General features: G+C 69.4%; 15 protein-coding genes and 2 pseudogenes. 9 read left to right on the forward strand and 8 right to left on the reverse strand.

Features of this window, described 5'->3' with window-relative positions; translation table 11 throughout:
• Positions 1 to 300 precede the first annotated feature (300 nt).
• Positions 301 to 933 carry an RNA polymerase sigma factor gene (locus AB0E77_RS22530; RefSeq protein ID WP_361573347.1) on the forward strand — a complete coding sequence of 211 codons (633 nt, stop codon included), beginning with the start codon at positions 301 to 303 and terminating at the stop codon, positions 931 to 933.
• On the forward strand, positions 926 to 1,903 hold the full coding sequence (locus tag AB0E77_RS22535) for a CU044_5270 family protein (protein ID WP_361573349.1): 978 nt from the start codon (positions 926 to 928) through the stop codon (positions 1,901 to 1,903). The genes AB0E77_RS22530 and AB0E77_RS22535 overlap by 8 nt, the downstream gene beginning before the upstream one ends.
• Positions 1,904 to 2,074: 171 nt before the next feature.
• Here AB0E77_RS22535 and AB0E77_RS22540 read toward each other — a convergent pair whose 3' ends face one another.
• Positions 2,075 to 3,577, reverse strand: coding sequence for a SulP family inorganic anion transporter (locus AB0E77_RS22540; protein ID WP_361573351.1), 1,503 nt, complete (start codon positions 3,575 to 3,577; stop codon positions 2,075 to 2,077).
• A 398-nt stretch (positions 3,578 to 3,975) separates the two neighbouring features.
• Between AB0E77_RS22540 and AB0E77_RS22545 the strand changes: the two genes are divergently transcribed.
• The 4 genes and pseudogenes from AB0E77_RS22545 to AB0E77_RS22560 all read left to right on the forward strand — a co-directional run.
• Complete coding sequence (locus tag AB0E77_RS22545; RefSeq protein WP_361573353.1) at positions 3,976 to 4,395, forward strand: MerR family transcriptional regulator; 420 nt, start codon at positions 3,976 to 3,978, stop codon at positions 4,393 to 4,395.
• A gap of 282 nt (positions 4,396 to 4,677) precedes the next feature.
• Positions 4,678 to 5,712 (forward strand): hypothetical protein, encoded by a 1,035-nt coding sequence (locus AB0E77_RS22550; protein ID WP_361573355.1) that lies wholly within the window; start codon positions 4,678 to 4,680, stop codon positions 5,710 to 5,712.
• A 93-nt stretch (positions 5,713 to 5,805) separates the two neighbouring features.
• Positions 5,806 to 6,279: a hypothetical protein gene (locus tag AB0E77_RS22555; protein WP_361573357.1), complete on the forward strand. Its 474-nt coding sequence runs from the start codon at positions 5,806 to 5,808 to the stop codon at positions 6,277 to 6,279.
• Positions 6,280 to 6,360: 81 nt separating this feature from the next.
• Positions 6,361 to 6,947, forward strand: a pseudogene (locus tag AB0E77_RS22560) (IS630 family transposase); the annotation flags it as partial.
• Positions 6,948 to 6,978: 31 nt separating this feature from the next.
• Here the strand turns inward: AB0E77_RS22560 and AB0E77_RS22565 are convergent.
• The 4 genes and pseudogenes from AB0E77_RS22565 to AB0E77_RS22580 form a co-directional block, all read right to left on the reverse strand.
• The gene (locus AB0E77_RS22565; RefSeq protein WP_361573359.1) at positions 6,979 to 7,488 is read right to left on the reverse strand and encodes a DinB family protein; all 510 of its coding nucleotides are present in this window, start codon (positions 7,486 to 7,488) and stop codon (positions 6,979 to 6,981) included.
• 412 nt (positions 7,489 to 7,900) lie between these two features.
• Positions 7,901 to 8,542, reverse strand: coding sequence for a maleylpyruvate isomerase N-terminal domain-containing protein (locus AB0E77_RS22570; RefSeq protein WP_361573361.1), 642 nt, complete (start codon positions 8,540 to 8,542; stop codon positions 7,901 to 7,903).
• Positions 8,543 to 8,918: 376 nt separating this feature from the next.
• Positions 8,919 to 9,008 (reverse strand): annotated as a pseudogene (locus AB0E77_RS22575) (IS5/IS1182 family transposase); the annotation flags it as partial.
• 382 nt (positions 9,009 to 9,390) lie between these two features.
• Entirely contained in the window at positions 9,391 to 10,389 is a 999-nt protein-coding gene (locus AB0E77_RS22580; protein WP_361573363.1) for a hypothetical protein, read from the reverse strand.
• A 380-nt stretch (positions 10,390 to 10,769) separates the two neighbouring features.
• On the opposite strand from AB0E77_RS22580, the gene AB0E77_RS22585 reads away from it, so the two are divergent.
• Positions 10,770 to 11,726, forward strand: a complete 957-nt coding sequence (locus tag AB0E77_RS22585; RefSeq protein ID WP_361573365.1) for a helix-turn-helix domain-containing protein — start codon at positions 10,770 to 10,772, stop codon at positions 11,724 to 11,726.
• Positions 11,727 to 12,018: 292 nt separating this feature from the next.
• Here AB0E77_RS22585 and AB0E77_RS22590 read toward each other — a convergent pair whose 3' ends face one another.
• The 3 genes from AB0E77_RS22590 to AB0E77_RS22600 form a co-directional block, all read right to left on the reverse strand.
• Positions 12,019 to 12,492 carry a carboxymuconolactone decarboxylase family protein gene (locus tag AB0E77_RS22590; protein ID WP_361573367.1) on the reverse strand — a complete coding sequence of 158 codons (474 nt, stop codon included), beginning with the start codon at positions 12,490 to 12,492 and terminating at the stop codon, positions 12,019 to 12,021.
• Between the two features lie 120 nt (positions 12,493 to 12,612).
• A complete protein-coding gene (locus AB0E77_RS22595) occupies positions 12,613 to 13,551 on the reverse strand; it encodes an RNA polymerase sigma-70 factor (RefSeq protein ID WP_361573369.1) in 939 nt (312 codons plus the stop codon).
• A gap of 251 nt (positions 13,552 to 13,802) precedes the next feature.
• Positions 13,803 to 14,063, reverse strand: coding sequence for a hypothetical protein (locus tag AB0E77_RS22600; protein ID WP_361573371.1), 261 nt, complete (start codon positions 14,061 to 14,063; stop codon positions 13,803 to 13,805).
• Between the two features lie 82 nt (positions 14,064 to 14,145).
• Between AB0E77_RS22600 and AB0E77_RS22605 the strand changes: the two genes are divergently transcribed.
• Together AB0E77_RS22605 and AB0E77_RS22610 are read left to right on the forward strand one after the other, a co-directional pair.
• Complete coding sequence (locus AB0E77_RS22605) at positions 14,146 to 14,724, forward strand: TetR/AcrR family transcriptional regulator (RefSeq protein ID WP_361573373.1); 579 nt, start codon at positions 14,146 to 14,148, stop codon at positions 14,722 to 14,724.
• A 79-nt stretch (positions 14,725 to 14,803) separates the two neighbouring features.
• Positions 14,804 to 15,586, forward strand: a complete 783-nt coding sequence (locus AB0E77_RS22610; RefSeq protein ID WP_361573375.1) for an oxidoreductase — start codon at positions 14,804 to 14,806, stop codon at positions 15,584 to 15,586.
• Positions 15,587 to 15,736: the final 150 nt, after the last annotated feature.

Here is a 15,736-nt window from a genome sequence, read left to right on the forward strand (position 1 = left end):
CCCGCCGGTTGCGTCACCGGTCGCGGTGAGGGTTTGTACCGGCCGGCCCACTCGGCCTCGTTCTGACCGAGGGCCGCACCGGGCGGGCCGGTGTGGAGTGGCGGCCGGGCGTGCGGGACCGCGTCGAGTGTGCCGCGGCTCTCCTGGTCGAGGGTGATCGCCTCCGCTTCCTGGACGGCTTCGAGGTGGCTGGCACCTCCGTGTCGGCGGGGGGCTGAGGGAACCGCTTCGGCGCGATGGGCGAAGGACGGGTGAAAGCCCAGATATTCGAGGAGCGTCCCTTGGACGAGAGGAGCCCCGATGACCGTCGGACCAGGCGTCGGCATCGGCACCGCGCGGGCCGATGCCGAGAGCGACGCCTCAGTGATCGCGCGGTCCCGGGATGAACCCGAGGCGTTCGCCGCGCTCTTCGACCGGCACGCCGACGCCGTGCACCGCTATGCGGCCCGCCGCCTCGGCGGCGAGGTCGCCGATGACCTCGTGGCGGAGACCTTCACCACCGCCTTCCAGCAGCGGCATCGCTACGACCCGGCCCGCGCAGCGGGCGCCGACGCCCGGCCCTGGCTGTTCGGCATAGCGACCAACTTGATCGGCCGGCATCGTCGGGCCGAGGCCCGCCGGTTCAAGGCCATGGCCCGCGTCCCGGCCCTCGCCGACCACGACGAGCCGCTGGCCGACCGCGCCGCGGACCGGCTGGTGGCACGGGCCGTACGCCGTGAGCTGGCGGCGGCGTTGGCCGCGCTGTCCCCTCGGCACCGGGACGTGCTTCTGCTGGTGGCCTGGGGGGATCTCGGCTACGGGGAGGTGGCCCAGGCCCTCGATATCCCCGTGGGAACGGTCAGATCACGGCTGCACCGGGCTCGCGGCAAGCTGCGTGAAGCATTGGGCGGATCCGATCCGACGGCACTGCGAGAGGTGTCCGACCATGAATGACGAACTCGAACTCTTGAGGGCGTGGGACGCGGACGAGGCCCCGCTCACCGGTCCGGCCCGGGACCGGGCCCGGCACCAGTTGCTCAAGGCGATGGCCCACGCGGGAAAGCACACCGGCACCGGCCCCAGTCGACGCCATGCGCTGCGCCTCGCGGCGGCCGCAGGAGTCGCCACGGCGGTCACGGGGACGGCGGTGCTGATCGGCACGGACGGCTCCGGCGAGGGCCGCGCACCCGGCACGAGCACCCCGCGGGTGGAGAACGCCGCCGCAACGGTGCTGAACGGGGCGGCGGCGTGGGAGCGCGAGCAGGAGAAGGAGCCGTTGGCGCCGCGCGACGACCAGTTCATCTATTCGAAGCGGATCATCCGGGAGACGGAGCAGAAGACCGGCGAGGTCAAGACCTACACCGACGAGATGTGGGACTCGGTGGATGCCTCCAAGCCCTCCTTGTCCATGGAACTGGGCCGCGAGATGTGGGAGGAGCCCGCGGACGAGGGCGGCGGGGTGTGGCCACCCCGGAAGTGGAGCGAGCTGAACAGGATGCCCCAGGACCCGGAGAAGCTCGTCCTGGCCATCATCTCCCTCGGCTCCCCCAGCGGGTCCGGCGACCGGTCGATCGGCGATCTCGACGAGCTCGATCGGTACGAGGCCTACTGGTTGCTCGGCGAACTCCTGAAGAACCCGGTGCTCCCCCGGGGACTGCGCCCCGCGGCGTACGAGGCGCTGGCCCTCGTACCCGGTGTCAAGACGATCCCGGGAGTGAAGGACTCCGCCGGGCGGACCGGGGTGGGCATCGCCCATACCGGGCGCGGGTCCTACGACAGCAAGTACCTGATCTTCGACCCGGTGTCGTACGAGTTCCTCGGCTTCCGCGACGAGCGGATCTCGGCTTCGGGGCAGAAGAGGTACATCCAGCTGTCGCACGTCGTGGACTGGGGGATCGTCGACCGGGTGAAACAGCGCCCGTAGGCCGGCGTACCGCTCCCGGGACCCGCACGCGGCGCCGGACGAGCACGGTGGGATCGGGCACGCGGAGCCGCGCCGGGCCTGGCGGTGTGCGCCGGTGGCGTGCCCGAGGACGACGACAGGACCCCGGCCGGTCGGGCCGGGGTCCTCTGCTGTGAGTGTGCGGCGCGAGGGTCAGTGGCCGGCGAGTTCGCCGGTGAGCTTGCCGTGGAGGTCGGCGCTGGGATCGTTCAGGCCGGTGATCTCGACGGTCTTGCCGCGCTGGGCGTATCTGGTCTCGATCGCGTCCAGGGCGGCGACGGAGGAGGCGTCCCAGATGTGGGCGGCGGACAGGTCGATGACGACCTTCTCCGGGTCGTTCGCGTAGTCGAACTGGCCCACGAGGTCGTTGGAGGAGGCGAAGAACAGCTCTCCGGTGACGGAGTAGACGACCGTACTGCCGTCGGGGTCGGTGACGGCGGTGACATGGGCGAGGCGGGCGACGCGCTTGGCGAAGACGACCATGGCGGTGATGGTGCCGACGACGACACCGATGGCGAGGTTGTGGGTGGCGACCACCACGATCACGGTGATGACCATGACCGCGATCTCACCGACGGGCATCCGCTTGAGGGTCTTGGGGGCGATGGAGCGCCAGTCGAAGGTGCCGAAGGCGACCATGACCATGACGGCGACCAGCGCGGCCATGGGGATGTCGGAGACGACCGGGCCGAAGACGATGCACAGCACCATCAGGAACGAGCCGGCGAGGAAGGTGGAGAGACGGGTACGGGCGCCGGAGACCTTCACGTTGATCATGGTCTGGCCGATCATCGCGCAGCCGCCCATGCCGCCGAAGAAGCCGGTGACGATGTTGGCGATGCCCTGGCCGACGGACTCGCGGGTCTTGGAGGAGTGGGTGTCGGTGATGTCGTCGACCAGTTTGGCAGTCATGAGCGACTCCATCAGGCCGACCAGAGCCATGGCGAGGGCGTACGGGGCGATGGTCGCCAGGGTGTCCAGGGTGAAGGGAACGTCCGGCAGGCCGGGCACCGGCAGCGAGGACGGCAGTTCGCCCTTGTCACCGACGGTGGGCACCGCGATACCGGCCGCGACCGTGATGACGGTCAGGACGACGATGGAGACGAGCGGGGCGGGAATCACCTTGGTGACCTTGGGGAAGAACACCATCAGCGCGAGCCCGCCGATGATCAGCGGGTAGACGGGCCAGGGCACGTCGTGCATCTCCGGCACCTGGGCCATGAAGATCATGATGGCGAGGGCGTTGACGAAGCCGGTCATCACCGAGCGGGGCACGAAGCGCATGAGCTTGGCCACGCCGACCGCGCCGAGGACGATCTGGAAGGCGCCGGCGAGGATGACGGTCGCGACCAGGTGGCCCAGCCCGTGTTCGCGGTTCACGGGGGCGATGACGAGGGCGACCGCGCCGGTGGCCGCGGAGATCATCGCGGGGCGCCCGCCGACGATCGAGATGGTGACGGCCATGGTGAAGGAGGCGAACAGCCCGATCGCCGGGTCGACCCCGGCGATGATCGAGAACGAGATGGCCTCGGGGATCAGAGCCAGGGCGACGACAAGACCGGCCAGGACCTCGGTCCGCCAGACCTTCGGGTCGTTCAGCCAGTCGGGCTTGAGGCCGCGCAGTCGCGCAGCGGGGGTCACAGCAGCAGAAGACAAGGAGATGGGTACCCGTCGTGCTCAGGCACGCCGCTGGCAGGCCGAGGCGTGCGGGAAGGAGCGCGGGAGACCGGTCGGCATCCCGCGGGCGGCCCGATGAGGACCAGAAGTCGTGGAGGACGCGAGCGCCGGGCCTGGGCGGTGCCCGGCCGGACCGGTCACGTCCGGGGGCGAAGGGTCACGGCGGGCAGACGGCGGCGATCGGCGTCATGGGCTCGCGCACGCTGCCTCCTGCAACAATCGGGTCTTCGCCGGAGGCGCCCTCGGCCCCGGAACGGCAGCGGCGGGGCGGCCGGGCCGCCCTCACCGTCATCAACTCTACCCTAACGTTAGAGTAGAGACCGGTGGGGTCGTACGGGACGCAGCCCGCCACGACAGGAAGGGCCAGGGACACCGGCGTGGACGCCAAACACATGCAGATCGGTGAGGTCGCCGCGCGGACGGAGCTGTCCCTGCGCACCATCCGGCACTATGAGGAGACCGGCCTGGTCGTCCCCTCCGCCCGTTCCCAGGGCGGCTTCCGGCTCTACACGGAATCCGATGTGCAGCGGCTCATGGTCATCCGCCGTATGAAGCCGCTCGGTTTCACCCTGGATCAGATGCGTGACCTCCTTGACGCCACCGACCGCCTCGACAGTGCCGAGTCAACCGACGGTGCCCAGCGGGAGGCACTCCTGGAACGGGTGAGGAGCTACGAGCAGCACGCCAGCCGCAAGATCGATGAACTGCGTATCCAGCTGACCCGTGCCGAGGACTTCGCCGCCACCCTCCGCACCCGCCTCGATGCCGCCGCACCCAAGCAGGACACCTCGGCCTGAACTGCCGTCCCTCGCCCCGCGGCGCCCATGCGGCACGGGCCCTGGCAGACTCTCCACGAGCGGTTCGCCCGCCGGGAAGCGGATCCTTTGACAGTCGTCAACAGTGGTGTGCTGCAAGGGAATTGTGGGGATCAAGGGGCATACGGGGAAGCCCCGCTCCGAGAAGTGCGGGGCCGTGCCACCGCTGTATCGACCGGGCCTGCCACGTCCTCGGGACGACGTCGCCTGCGGGGACTGGCACGACAGGGGGGACTGATCTTGGAGATACCTGATCTCGCGGCAATGGCAGCACAGGCCGTTGCAGCTGCGGCCTCCGGTGCGGCAAGCACTGCGGCAGCCGATCTCGTCCGAGACAGGCTCAGCTCTTCGGACTCCGGGCGGGCCGCGCTGGCGGACGTGGATGCGGCGCCGGATGACGAGCAGGCCGTGCGCAGCGTGGAGGAGGTGGTCGCTGAGAACATCGCCGGCGATGCCCAGTTCGCCGCGCGGCTCTCGATGCTCTTGCGGACGTCCTCGCAGCAGAACGTCGCCAGTGTGGTGGTGAACGGCGGCAAGGTGTCGCGGAGCCAGATCGCGCTCGGCCCCCTCACCATCAACAACACACGCTCGGGATGGCTGGCCCTTGCCCTGGGCGCGCTCCTGACCGTGCTGATCGTGGTGCTCGCGGTACACGGTGGTGCGCAGTTGGTGCAGGGGGACGACGCACCTCCGGACGGCACACCCTCAGCAACCGGCGCGTCCGGGTCCACCAAGCCGACGGCAGCGTCCGCCCTGCCTCCTACCACTGAGACGGTCCGGCTGATCCTCCCTGACCGGAACTCTGTGGACGACCGTGTCTATCCGCAGGCTGACACCCCGGTCATCCGCACGTCCGCTGCGGGAATCCACATCTGCCGGACAGCACCCGTGTGCCAGAACGACGCCACCGCTGCCGGGTTTGTGAGCTATGGACCAAGGGAGACAGCGGACAGCAATCCGGGAAATCATGCCGAGTTCCTCGTCCTGGCGTTCCCCGAATCGGCGACAGCCCACCTGGCGTACGTCGACCTTGTGAACAGCATGGAGGAACATGGCCCCGGCCAGGAGCGCACAGTCGCCGGCCTGGGCAACTACGGCGAGGAAAGTCAGGGTTTCGCGATGGACAGCGGCCCGACGGCTTCGATGTTCGACCGGACCGTGGTGTTCCGCCACGGAGCCTTCATCGGCATAGCCCACCAGTTGGACGACGGGACTCCGGAGCGAGCAGGCCGCCTCCGGCAACTCGCCGGTACCCTCGCCGATCGCATCGCCACGGCCAACGCGGGCCGGATCCCCTAGGCACCCGGGTCCTCCGCATCCCCGAGCTGGCGGTGTGGGAGCCGGTAGCGACCAGGAAGTCCGCCGTGGGTCTGCCCGTCGTAGTCTGAACCGGTGGGCTTCTTCGAACGATTGACCGGAACCAGCCGTCCCGCGAGCGGCGTCGCACCGCTCGCCGTTGCCGAGGTCCGGGACGCACTGCTCTCGGTGAACGGGCCGGGTGTGCCCTACCGTGTGCGGCCGGCCGGCCCTGCGGAGAAAGCCGACCTCGTGGCCGACTGGAGCATCTCGCGCCGGACGTTCGGTGAGCAGGTCGACCAGCGTCTGACGCTCAGGATGCGCCTGGACGCGGAACGGCACGAGGTGCGGGTTCTGCAGGAACAGCACACGAGCACCAGAGGAAGGTCGTCCGCGTCGCGCGAGTACGGACGTGGTGGCGGGTTCTCGGTGGAGTGGACCTACCAGCGGGGACCTGACGGCCGCCGACGTAGGGTCAAGACGTGGGACACACGCGACATGAGCAACGTGTTGCGAGAGTCGGTCCTCGGCGCGGGATGGTCTTGGCGCCCCATACGGTTCCGGCTCTAGTGCTGTGACCGGGAAGGTTCACCGGGTCGGTGCTCGGAGCGGTTGGTTATGGATTGACGTCCGATCCGACCGCTGTGGCCCTTCCGGCGGACCAAGACGTGGAAGGAATCGCCAGACCCGGAGCGCGACGCCAAGCCGGACCGGATCGGCGAGGTGCTGGAGCGCCTTCCCGAACCGGGTGTTCGCGTTCGACGAGTCCGGGCCGCTCGGGTTCCGGCCCACCTCCGGGTCATGCTGGGGCCGAGCAGGGCCGACCCGGGCGGCATCCCGCGACCTACCGACCTACCACCGCACCCACGGCGTGCGTTACTTCCACGGCTGCTACTCGGCCGGTGACGACACCCTGTGGGGCGTCAACCGCAGGAAGGAGGGCGCCGCGAACACCCTGGCCGCGCTGCGGTCGATTCGCGCCCTCCGCCCGGACGACGACCCGATCTACGTGATCTTGGACAACCTGTCCGCGCGCAAGGGCGACACCATCAAGCGCTGGGCGAATAGAACCGGGGCGAGCTGTGCTTCAGACCCGCGCCCTGCACGCCTGTCTGCGCTGGCGCAACGTCCACGCCCGCCACCGCGAAGTCCTCGCCGCCCAGCGTCGCGAACGCGCCCGCATCCGCAGTGAGAAGGGTGTCCGCTGGGGCGGACGCCTCCTCGCCACCGCGGCCTGAAGAACTCGGTGAGCCTCATCCGGCCGCAGAATCAGCCGGCGTAAGGGTTGCCGCCGAGCCAGGTGGTGCCGTCGATCAGTTCGCGTACCGAGTCCAAGTGGCCGCTGTGGCAAGCAACTTCGGTCAGCACGTGGATCAGGATGTGTCGCACGTCAGGAAGCCGCCAGGTCGGCCAGATCTCCACGGGCCAGGCGGCGGGCTCCTGCTCAGGCGTGGCGGCGGCGAGCACGGCGTCCGCCCGCGCGATGGCCGCCCGGTAGTCGGCGAAGACCTCCTCGGTGCTCATCCCCTCGGGTACATACCAGTGCGCCTCCGCGCCTGCCGTGAGCTGTCCGGCCACATCCGGCTCGCCCGCGATCACCCCGGGGAACCAGAAGCGTTCGACATCCAGGGTGAGGTGTCGCAGCAATGCCAGGCAGTTCCAGCCGCTGGGTAGCACCGGCCGCCGCAGATCCTCCTCCGAGAGCCCTTCGAGGATTCCCAGGACGTGCGCGCGCTGGCCGTTCAGGGCGCCCTTGAGCGCGTCGAGTTCGGCGTTCACCGCCGGTGCCTTGATGTGCCGGGGCACCGCCACCAACGTCTCGTCTGTCGTACTTGTCATCCGCGCGCCTCCGTCAACCGCAGAGCATGAACCGACTTCCTGCCCGGACGCTACACCGGGGGTACGACAAAGCCTGGCCCAGCACGTACGGGCCCGAACCCACGCGCACTTCCACCGAGCCAGTTCTCTCGCCGTCAGCACACTCCCCCAGCTGCGCAGCAATCTCTTCCGAGCTCCTCACGCCAGCGTGCGGCCCGCACCGTCAACGGCTGCCGCACACCCGTCAACCTGCCCCCGCTATCGACGCCACGCTGTCTGGCACCCACTGACCCGGTGAACCTTCCCGGTCACAGCAGTAGGGCCTGTCTCCCCGATGTTCGTGGGAGCGGACGTCGATAGGGGGTGAAACTGCTTACAGCACTCGCAGGGCTTCGGCGACGTCACGTTCGCGTCGGGCCAACGCATACATGACGGCTTGATCGCCATGCCGTTCGCGGGCAGCCGCGACGAGCACGTCGACTGCGATGGCCAGTGCGGCTTCGGGGGCCGAGCGACGAGCGCCCACGCTCAGGGCCAAGTCGTCCAGATGTACTGCTAGTTCGACGCAGCGGGTCTGAAGATAGCCGTCGAGCAGCATCTCTTCTCCTGGTCGATGGAGGATGGCCACTCGCCGATCCCTTGGCTCCTTGTCGAGCCGGTCTGCCAGCCGTTGCCATGCTGCCTGCGCCTGCTCGGCAACGGCGGTCGGGCCGGCTGCGGCTGTCTCCTCGCTCCGCGCCCGCACGCCGACGTTCAGCGCGGACTCATGAACGGACGTGCCCACGAGCCTGGCGTAGTAGTGCACCGGGTGCACCGGTTCCGCGCCGACCACCTGGCCGTCAAGGAACCACTCGACCTGCAGAACGCTGCGCGCAAGGTGTCCGGCCAGTCCGCCTACCGACATCCCTGGGAGCACGGACTCTTTCTCCCAGCGACGCGCCAACTCTTCGGTGGCCAGGAGCTGTACGGCCTGTTCAGCAGCCAGTAGGTACGCCTTGCGTATCTCCGTAGTCATGCGGGCATCTTGCCCATACAAAGATCGCAGCGACCAAACAGTCCACATTCTGGTCCCCCTGTCCAAAATATGGATGGTGCGTTCGTCATTGAGCTCGATACCCAGGCGTCCGTCGGACTTCGAGGGTGCGGCCAGATGCTCAGTCCAGGAACGAAGCCGGATCAGCAGCGGGGCGGCGGTCGCCGTGCCGAGGTAGATGTATCCGCGCTTGTCATGTCGGGCAGCGACGGCTCGGAACTGCTTGATCTTGTTGATCGTTCGCTCGACGGTGTTCCTCGCTCGGTACCGGGTCTTGTCGAAGCCGGGAGGTCGGCCGCCGCTTGAACCTCTGCGCCAGCGGGCGGTTCTGGAATCGCTCTTCTCCGATTACGTGCCGGATGCCACGGCGGCGCAGGTAGGAGCGGATCAGGCTATTGCTGTATGCCTTGTCGGCGCCGACGCCATCGGGCAGTCGCCGTGGTCGGCCGGCGCGCAACCACCACCGCTGCCACACCGCACTCGACGGACACCCGCCCATCAGCCGCGTCAACAACCCTGCGGGTCAATACACCTAGGTAGTGTCCGCAAGGTGACGGGGTGGGTGAGCTGTCCGTGGTGCGTCGTCGTGAGCCGGCCGATGAGTCGTGGCGGTGAGCGAGCCGTTGCGGGCCCCGCCGCTGCGGACGGCCGGCTGGGCGGACGTGAGGCGTGCGACCGCCTGGGCGTCTGCCGATCAACAACAGACTCACTGGACGAACCGGAGTCGCGTGCTGTCGCGCCTCCACTGACCGTCGCCGTCGCCGCGGGGGGGGGACCCCATGGTCGCCGGCCTGCCGCACTGGTGACTCCCTGCCCTCGACGGGGGCGGCTCAGGCGTTCTGGACCTCTTGGGCGCGGGTGGCGACCGTTGAGGCCATCTGCTCGAACTCCGCGTTCCATTCGGCGTCTTCCGACAGCACCGGGTCGTACTCGAGCTCGATGAGGACGGTGCCGACACGCAGCACCGCATGAGCTGTGGCCTCGTCGAGATCCGGGTTGTAGTGGGTGATCGCGAAGCGCTGGTCGCCGAGCTCCGGGAGCGGGAGTCCCGCCGCCTCGTTGTTGTGGGCGATGGCCGACACGGTCTCCTCGTATCCCTGCGCCGACACCGCCGCTTTGGGGCAGGACCACACAGTGAACAGTGCGTGCACCAGCTTTCCCGCACTGCTGCGCCCATCGGCGGTGACGAACCTCGCCTCGGCCATCGAGCACCCGTGCTCCTCGTCCGTCCCGGTCGCGACGGGTCCAGATCTCTCCCAGCCGGAGGGCATGCTCGTCAGGTCCGGGACGACCCGTCTGAGTTCTCCGGCGTTCAGGGCTCGCACGGCGCGGCCGGCGCCGGCGCCCCCTGAGGAATCGGGGGAATCGTCGACCAGGATCAGCCCGGCACCTCCGTACACGACCAGCGCGACCAGGGCCACCAGCAGGGCGGCCACCACGGAGACGAGGGCCCGCCCGCCCCGGGTGTTGTTGACGGTCAGCGGGCCGAGGGAGATGGAACTGCGGGACACTCGGCTGCCGCTGATCAGGAGGGTGTCCCTGACGTGGGTCACCGGTGCGGTCATGTGCACGTGCAGCCGGTGCCGCAGTTCCGGGTCCGCCTCGATCTCCTCCTGGACCACGGACCGGGCGGCTTCCCGTGCGGCAGGGTCCTCCGGAGCGTCCCGCAGCGTCTCCAGGGCCGCCCTGCCCCGCTCCGTGGAACCGACCCGGGCGCGCAACGCCTCGATGGCCGCGGTGCCGGCGTTCTGACCGACCGCGCCCGCCGCTCCGGTCGCCGTCGCGGTCAGAATCGCAACGGCCGTGGTCGCGAGATCAGTTGTCTCCATACGCTCCCCCCGGTTCCGGTGCCCGGCTCCCCTGAGATCCGGACACCGGCAGCTCATTAGGCCATGCACGCGTCAATCGACCCAGCGTGCACCACTGTCACCTGCACCGGATGGCCTGGTCTTTGGCCGGGAGCGCAGACATCCTGCGCATCCAGCGCATGTCAGCGTGTGACATGCCCCTGGGCGGCGCGCAAAGACCGCCGAGTCGGTGGCTCCCGCCATGCGGGACCGCTCTGCATCCCCGTCTGCGTGTACGTAGCCCGCACCGGGGGTCCTCCTCCCCTGGGATTACCGGCTACGTCAACTCACTTGCGCGGTACACTCGTTGGGTGCCCGACGTCAGAGATGTGCCAGGGCAGGAAGCAGCTGCCACGGGTGCGGTGACAGTCGTCGACACCGACGACATCGCGGTTCCGGACCGCTTCGGCTGGTGGCACGACATGGTCGGCCGAGAGGTCATGCCCGTGTCGCTGCGAAGCCCCTACGCGGATCGTTTCCAGGGCTCGGTCACGGTCGTAGGACCGCCGGGCGGCCTGGCGGCCTTCGACTTCTCCCCTTTGTCGGCCCAGCGCCTGCCCGTGCACATCCGTCGCGCCGACCCGGAGCTCTACTTCCTGGTCCTGGTCCGCGGCGGCGGTGTCCGGCTGGAGCAGGGACGCGGCGTGGCCTGCCTCGGTCCCCGCGGCATGGCCGTGTTCTCCACCTCCAGAGCTCTGTCCTGCGAGTTCCTGGACCACGGCGGCCCCGTCCGTCTGACCTTGCTGCGTCTGCCCCGCAGTCTCCTGCCCCTGGCCGACGCCCGCGTCGACCGCCTCCTCGCCGAACCGCTGCCCACCGACACCGGATCCGGCACCATGCTCGAGATGTACCTGACCTCACTTCCCCAGGCCGTCCGCACCTCCGGCCCCGCGGAGCTGGCCCGTCTCGGGGCTGTCGGCACGGATCTGGCCGCGTCACTGCTCGCGTCCCGGCTCGGCGACCGGGAGTCGCTGCCCCGGGAGACCCGCCGCAGTGTCCTGCGCGAGCGGATCAGCGGTTTCATCGACCGGAACCTGGCCGACCCCGCGCTCGATCCGGCGGCCGTCGCCGCCCACCACCACATCTCCCTGCGGACGCTGCACCAGCTGTTCCACGGCGAACCGGAGTCCGTCGCCGCCACGATCCGACGCCGGCGCCTGGAACGCTGCCACGCCGACTTGACCGACCCGAACCTGCGTCACCAGACGATCGGCGAAACCGCGCTGCGCTGGGGATTCCGCCACCCCGCCGACTTCAGCCGGGCCTTCCGCCGGGCGTACGGGATGCCGCCGAGCGAGATCCGCACCTCCTCGCGCTGAATGTGAAGGACACCTGCGCTCAGGGCTGAAGACCGGGCAGACCGGCACGGGTGACCATGGGGCCACAGCGTCCCAGTGACCTCGGGATCGTGTTCTGCGCAGCGTGAGCCGATCGGCGGCACGAACACGGGGCGAGGGGGGCCTGAGGCACTGGGCGCTTCATGACGGTGACGTTGCAGGTGATCATCGCAGCGACCATCAACCGCTTCAGGTGTGGCTGTGCGCGCGTGGCTCTCCCCGGGCTGCTGTGGGGGCAGTGGCCCGGGGAGGTTGGGGGTTGTCGTGGGTGGTGTCAGTGGTGGAGGCCGGGCTGGTAGGAGCCCGCGGGCAGCTGGACGGTGATGTTCAGGCGGTTGGCCGCGTTCATGAAGGCGATCAGGGCCACCAGGGCGGAGAGCTGGTCCTCGGGGTAGTGCTTGGCCGCCGTGTCCCAGATCTCGTCGCCGACGCCGCCCGCGCCCTCTCCGATACGGGTGGCTTCCTCGGCGAGTGCCAGCGCGGCGCGCTCGGCGTCCGTGAAGACCGTCGCCTCCCGCCAGGCGGCCACCAGGTGCAGGCGCACCGCGGACTCGCCGGCCGCGGCGGCGTCCTTGGTGTGCATGTCGATGCAGGCCGCGCAGCCGTTGATCTGGCTGACACGCAGGGCCACCAGTTCCTGGGTCGTGGCCGGCAGCGGCGAGGCCTTGACGGCCTTGCCCGCACCCATGAGGTGCTTGAGGACATCGGCGGTGGCCGGGCTGGCGGCGAGGTTGAGTCGTGCCTCCATGGCGGTGGTCCTTCCGTTGTGGTGCATGTTCACACTCATGGGACGAAATGGGCCATACCGCCTGTGACACGGGCGAATGTGACGTACGTCACTCTGATTGGGGCAGGTGGTGGTGCGGGATCACTGATCGGGAGTGCGGCGGCGGGCCGAGCGGAGAGACCGCGCCTCCTCGTCGACCGCCCAGGCGTCCGCCACCGGGCCCAGATGGCCGAGCTTGTCCGGGTTGATCACCGAGTGGATCGTCTGGATCCGGCCGCCGAGCACGTCCAGCGCCCAGATGTGCAGCACCCGGCCGTCCCGGTCGCGGAAGACCGCACCCGGCTGGCCGTTCACCTGCCGCGGCTCCAGCGTCACGTCCAGCTCCACAAGAAGAGGGAAGAACGACGCCAGGAGCCGGGTCACCTTGTCCGCGCCCGCGACGGCACCGGCCAGTTGCGGAACCTTCCCGCCGCCGTCCCCGACCAACTGGGCGTCAGCGGCCAGCATCGTCCGCAGCCCGTCGACGTCCCCCTCCTTCAGAGCACTGAAGAACCGCCCCGCAAGCTCCTCCCGCTCCCGGCGGTCCGCCTCGAACCGGGGCCGACCCTCATCCATGTGCCGGCGCGCCCGCACCGCAAGCTGACGACAAGCCGACTCCGAACGCCCGACCGCCGACGCGATCTCCGGGAAGCCGAACGAGAACACCTCCCGCAGCACGAAAACCGCCCGCTCCAGCGGAGACAACCGCTCCAGCAGCAGCAGCGCAGCCATCGACAGGGAGTCGGACAGCTCCACCGACCGCGCCGGATCCTCGTACGGGTCCGCGAGCAGCGGCTCCGGCAGCCACTCCCCCACGTATTCCTCGCGCCGCACCCGCGCCGAACGCAGCACATCGATCGAGATCCGGGTCACCGTCGTCGCAAGGAAAGCCCTGGCCGACCTGGGCTCGGCCGGGGAGGCATCGAAACGCAGCCACGTCTCCTGAACCGCGTCCTCGGCCTCACTCACACTGCCCAGAATCCGGTAGGCGATCGAGAACAGAAGCGGCCGCAGCTCCTCGAACTCCTCGGTCCGCACCACTCTCGGTCCCTCCCACCACTCGACTCCTCGCACACGAGACGGGACGGCCGCGCCCGCCGGCGCGCGCGACGGACAGCAACAGGCATCCCGCCTCCACTAACGGATCGTACGGCTCAACGAGAACGGCCTCGACACGACACGACGCCCGCAGCAACCCACCGGCCCCGCTCCAGCCCCGCCTCCCCCGGCAGCGGAGCGCACATCCGTCCCCAGACATCACGTCCGTCGCCTCGCCACGGCCCAGCACGAGATCAAATATCGAAGCCGGCGCGATCCACCACTTCGGTGAAGTACTGCCAGCCGTCCACCTCGAGGTTCGGCGCGGATGACGATGCCTCCGGAACGGGCGCCGGGGCTTCGCGCAGGCTGCGGACCGTTCCAGGCTCATAGAGGCTGAGCCAGGCGCGATCCGGGAGACGGGCCGCCGTACCCGCCTCGAAGTACGAGTTCGAGACGATTCCGTCCGGGCCCGGCGAAGGCCAAAGACAATCGACGCATCCCTGGCTCGGCATCCAGGGGCGTGCCGGCGGCGGCCGCCGCCGAGAGGCCCTCCGATTTGAACCTCTAGGTCAAAAACGGTGCTACGGTGGCGACATGGGAAGGCCGAAGCAGTTCGATCCGGACGTGGCGGTGGAGCGCGCGATGGGCGTGTTCTGGCGCAAGGGATACGCCGCGACGACGCCACAGGACCTCGTGGACGAGATCGGCATTGGCAAGGGCAGCCTGTACAACACCTTCGGAAGCAAGCACGCCTTGTTCGAGCGGGCGCTCATGCGCTATCGCGACTCGCAGGCCGCGTGGCTGGAGGCGCTCCTCGATCACCCCGGGTCGGCGAAGGATCGACTGCGGGGGGCACTGGAGGCACTGGTCGAACTCGACCTGGGTGACCCGCATCGGCGCGGCTGCATGGCGGTCAACACCGCCGCCGAGCTGGCCACCTCGGACGCCGAGACGGCCGCCACGGTGCGCAAGATGTTCACACGTACGGAGAGTGCGTTCCGGGCGACCGTCGAAGAAGGCCAGCGGGCCGGCGAGATCGCCGGTGGCCGCGACGCGGCGGCGACGGCCGCCTGGTTGCTCGCGACGGTGATCGGCATGCGCGTGCTGGCACGGACCGCCGAGGACGCCACGCAGCTGAGGAAGGTCGTGGACGCGGCGATGGCGGCGCTGTAGCCGATGCCGCCGGTCCGGGCCGCCTTCTTTTGCGGCCTAGTTTTGTACCTGTAGTTCAAATACACTCATGGAGTCTGACATGCAGCTCGATCTCGCCGGTAGGACCGCGGTCGTCACCGGGGCCGGCCGAGGCGTGGGCCTCGCGATCACACGGCAACTCGTCGCCGAGGGGGTCCGCGTCGTGGGTGCGGCCCGCACGATCACGGCCGAGCTGGAGGAGGCCGGCGCCCACCCGGTCGCGGTCGACCTGAGCACTCCGGAAGGTGCCCAGGAGTTGGCGGCGCAGGCGCTCGCGGAACTCGGCGGGGTGGATTTCCTGGTCAACAATCTGGGCGGCGGCGACACGTTCACGCTCAACGGGTTCCTCGCGACCGACGACGCCCTGTGGACGCAGAGCTTCGAGGTCAACCTGTTCGGCACGGTGCGGGTCACCCGCCAGCTGCTGCCGAGCCTCCTGGAGCGCCGCGGATCGGTGGTGAACATCTCGTCGATGAGCGCACGCCTGCCGGGCACGGGCCCGATCGAGTACGGCGTCGCGAAAGCGGGGCTCACCGCGTTCGGCAAGGCGCTGTCCGAGGAATTCGGCCCCCGGGGCGTACGGGTGAACACCGTCTCTCCCGGTCCGACGCGTACCGGCATGTGGGAGGACGCCGACGGCTTCGGTGCCCGCCTCGCAGAGGCGAACGGTGTCGGGCACCGCGACTTCGTGGCCGGGGTGCCCGCGGCGATGGGCATGACCACCGGCCGCATGGTCGAGGCCGACGAAGTCGCGGCCGTCGTCGCGTTTCTCGTCTCGGACCGCGCGGCAAGCATCACCGGCGCCGACTACGTCATCGAGGGCGGCGGCATCAAGACGGTGTGAGACGACTGGCGCGGTGACCAGGGCGGACTGTCGCAGCCCGGATGTGACGAGGAATGACCGTGTGGACATCGCCGCGCCCTGCTAACGTCCACGGCATGAAGCGCGCTGCGATGACGACGACGCCGGAGAGTGTCCCGGCGCGCTGACAGA

Origin of the sequence: Streptomyces sp. NPDC032940 (genome assembly GCF_040636935.1) — a bacterium.
In the GTDB taxonomy this organism is placed as follows: domain Bacteria; phylum Actinomycetota; class Actinomycetes; order Streptomycetales; family Streptomycetaceae; genus Streptomyces.

What these genes read in the sequence shown, in the direction of transcription:
- AB0E77_RS22530 (WP_361573347.1), top strand. Translation starts at nt 301, where the DNA reads ATGACCGTCGGACCAGGCGTCGGCATCGGCACCGCGCGGGCCGATGCC.
- AB0E77_RS22535 (WP_361573349.1), top strand. Translation starts at nt 926, where the DNA reads ATGAATGACGAACTCGAACTCTTGAGGGCGTGGGACGCGGACGAGGCC.
- AB0E77_RS22550 (WP_361573355.1), top strand. Translation starts at nt 4,678, where the DNA reads ATGGCAGCACAGGCCGTTGCAGCTGCGGCCTCCGGTGCGGCAAGCACT.
- AB0E77_RS22570 (WP_361573361.1), bottom strand. Translation starts at nt 8,542, where the DNA reads ATGACTACGGAGATACGCAAGGCGTACCTACTGGCTGCTGAACAGGCC.
- AB0E77_RS22580 (WP_361573363.1), bottom strand. Translation starts at nt 10,389, where the DNA reads ATGGAGACAACTGATCTCGCGACCACGGCCGTTGCGATTCTGACCGCG.
- AB0E77_RS22590 (WP_361573367.1), bottom strand. Translation starts at nt 12,492, where the DNA reads ATGGAGGCACGACTCAACCTCGCCGCCAGCCCGGCCACCGCCGATGTC.
- AB0E77_RS22600 (WP_361573371.1), bottom strand. Translation starts at nt 14,063, where the DNA reads ATGCCGAGCCAGGGATGCGTCGATTGTCTTTGGCCTTCGCCGGGCCCG.
- AB0E77_RS22605 (WP_361573373.1), top strand. Translation starts at nt 14,146, where the DNA reads ATGGGAAGGCCGAAGCAGTTCGATCCGGACGTGGCGGTGGAGCGCGCG.
- AB0E77_RS22610 (WP_361573375.1), top strand. Translation starts at nt 14,804, where the DNA reads ATGCAGCTCGATCTCGCCGGTAGGACCGCGGTCGTCACCGGGGCCGGC.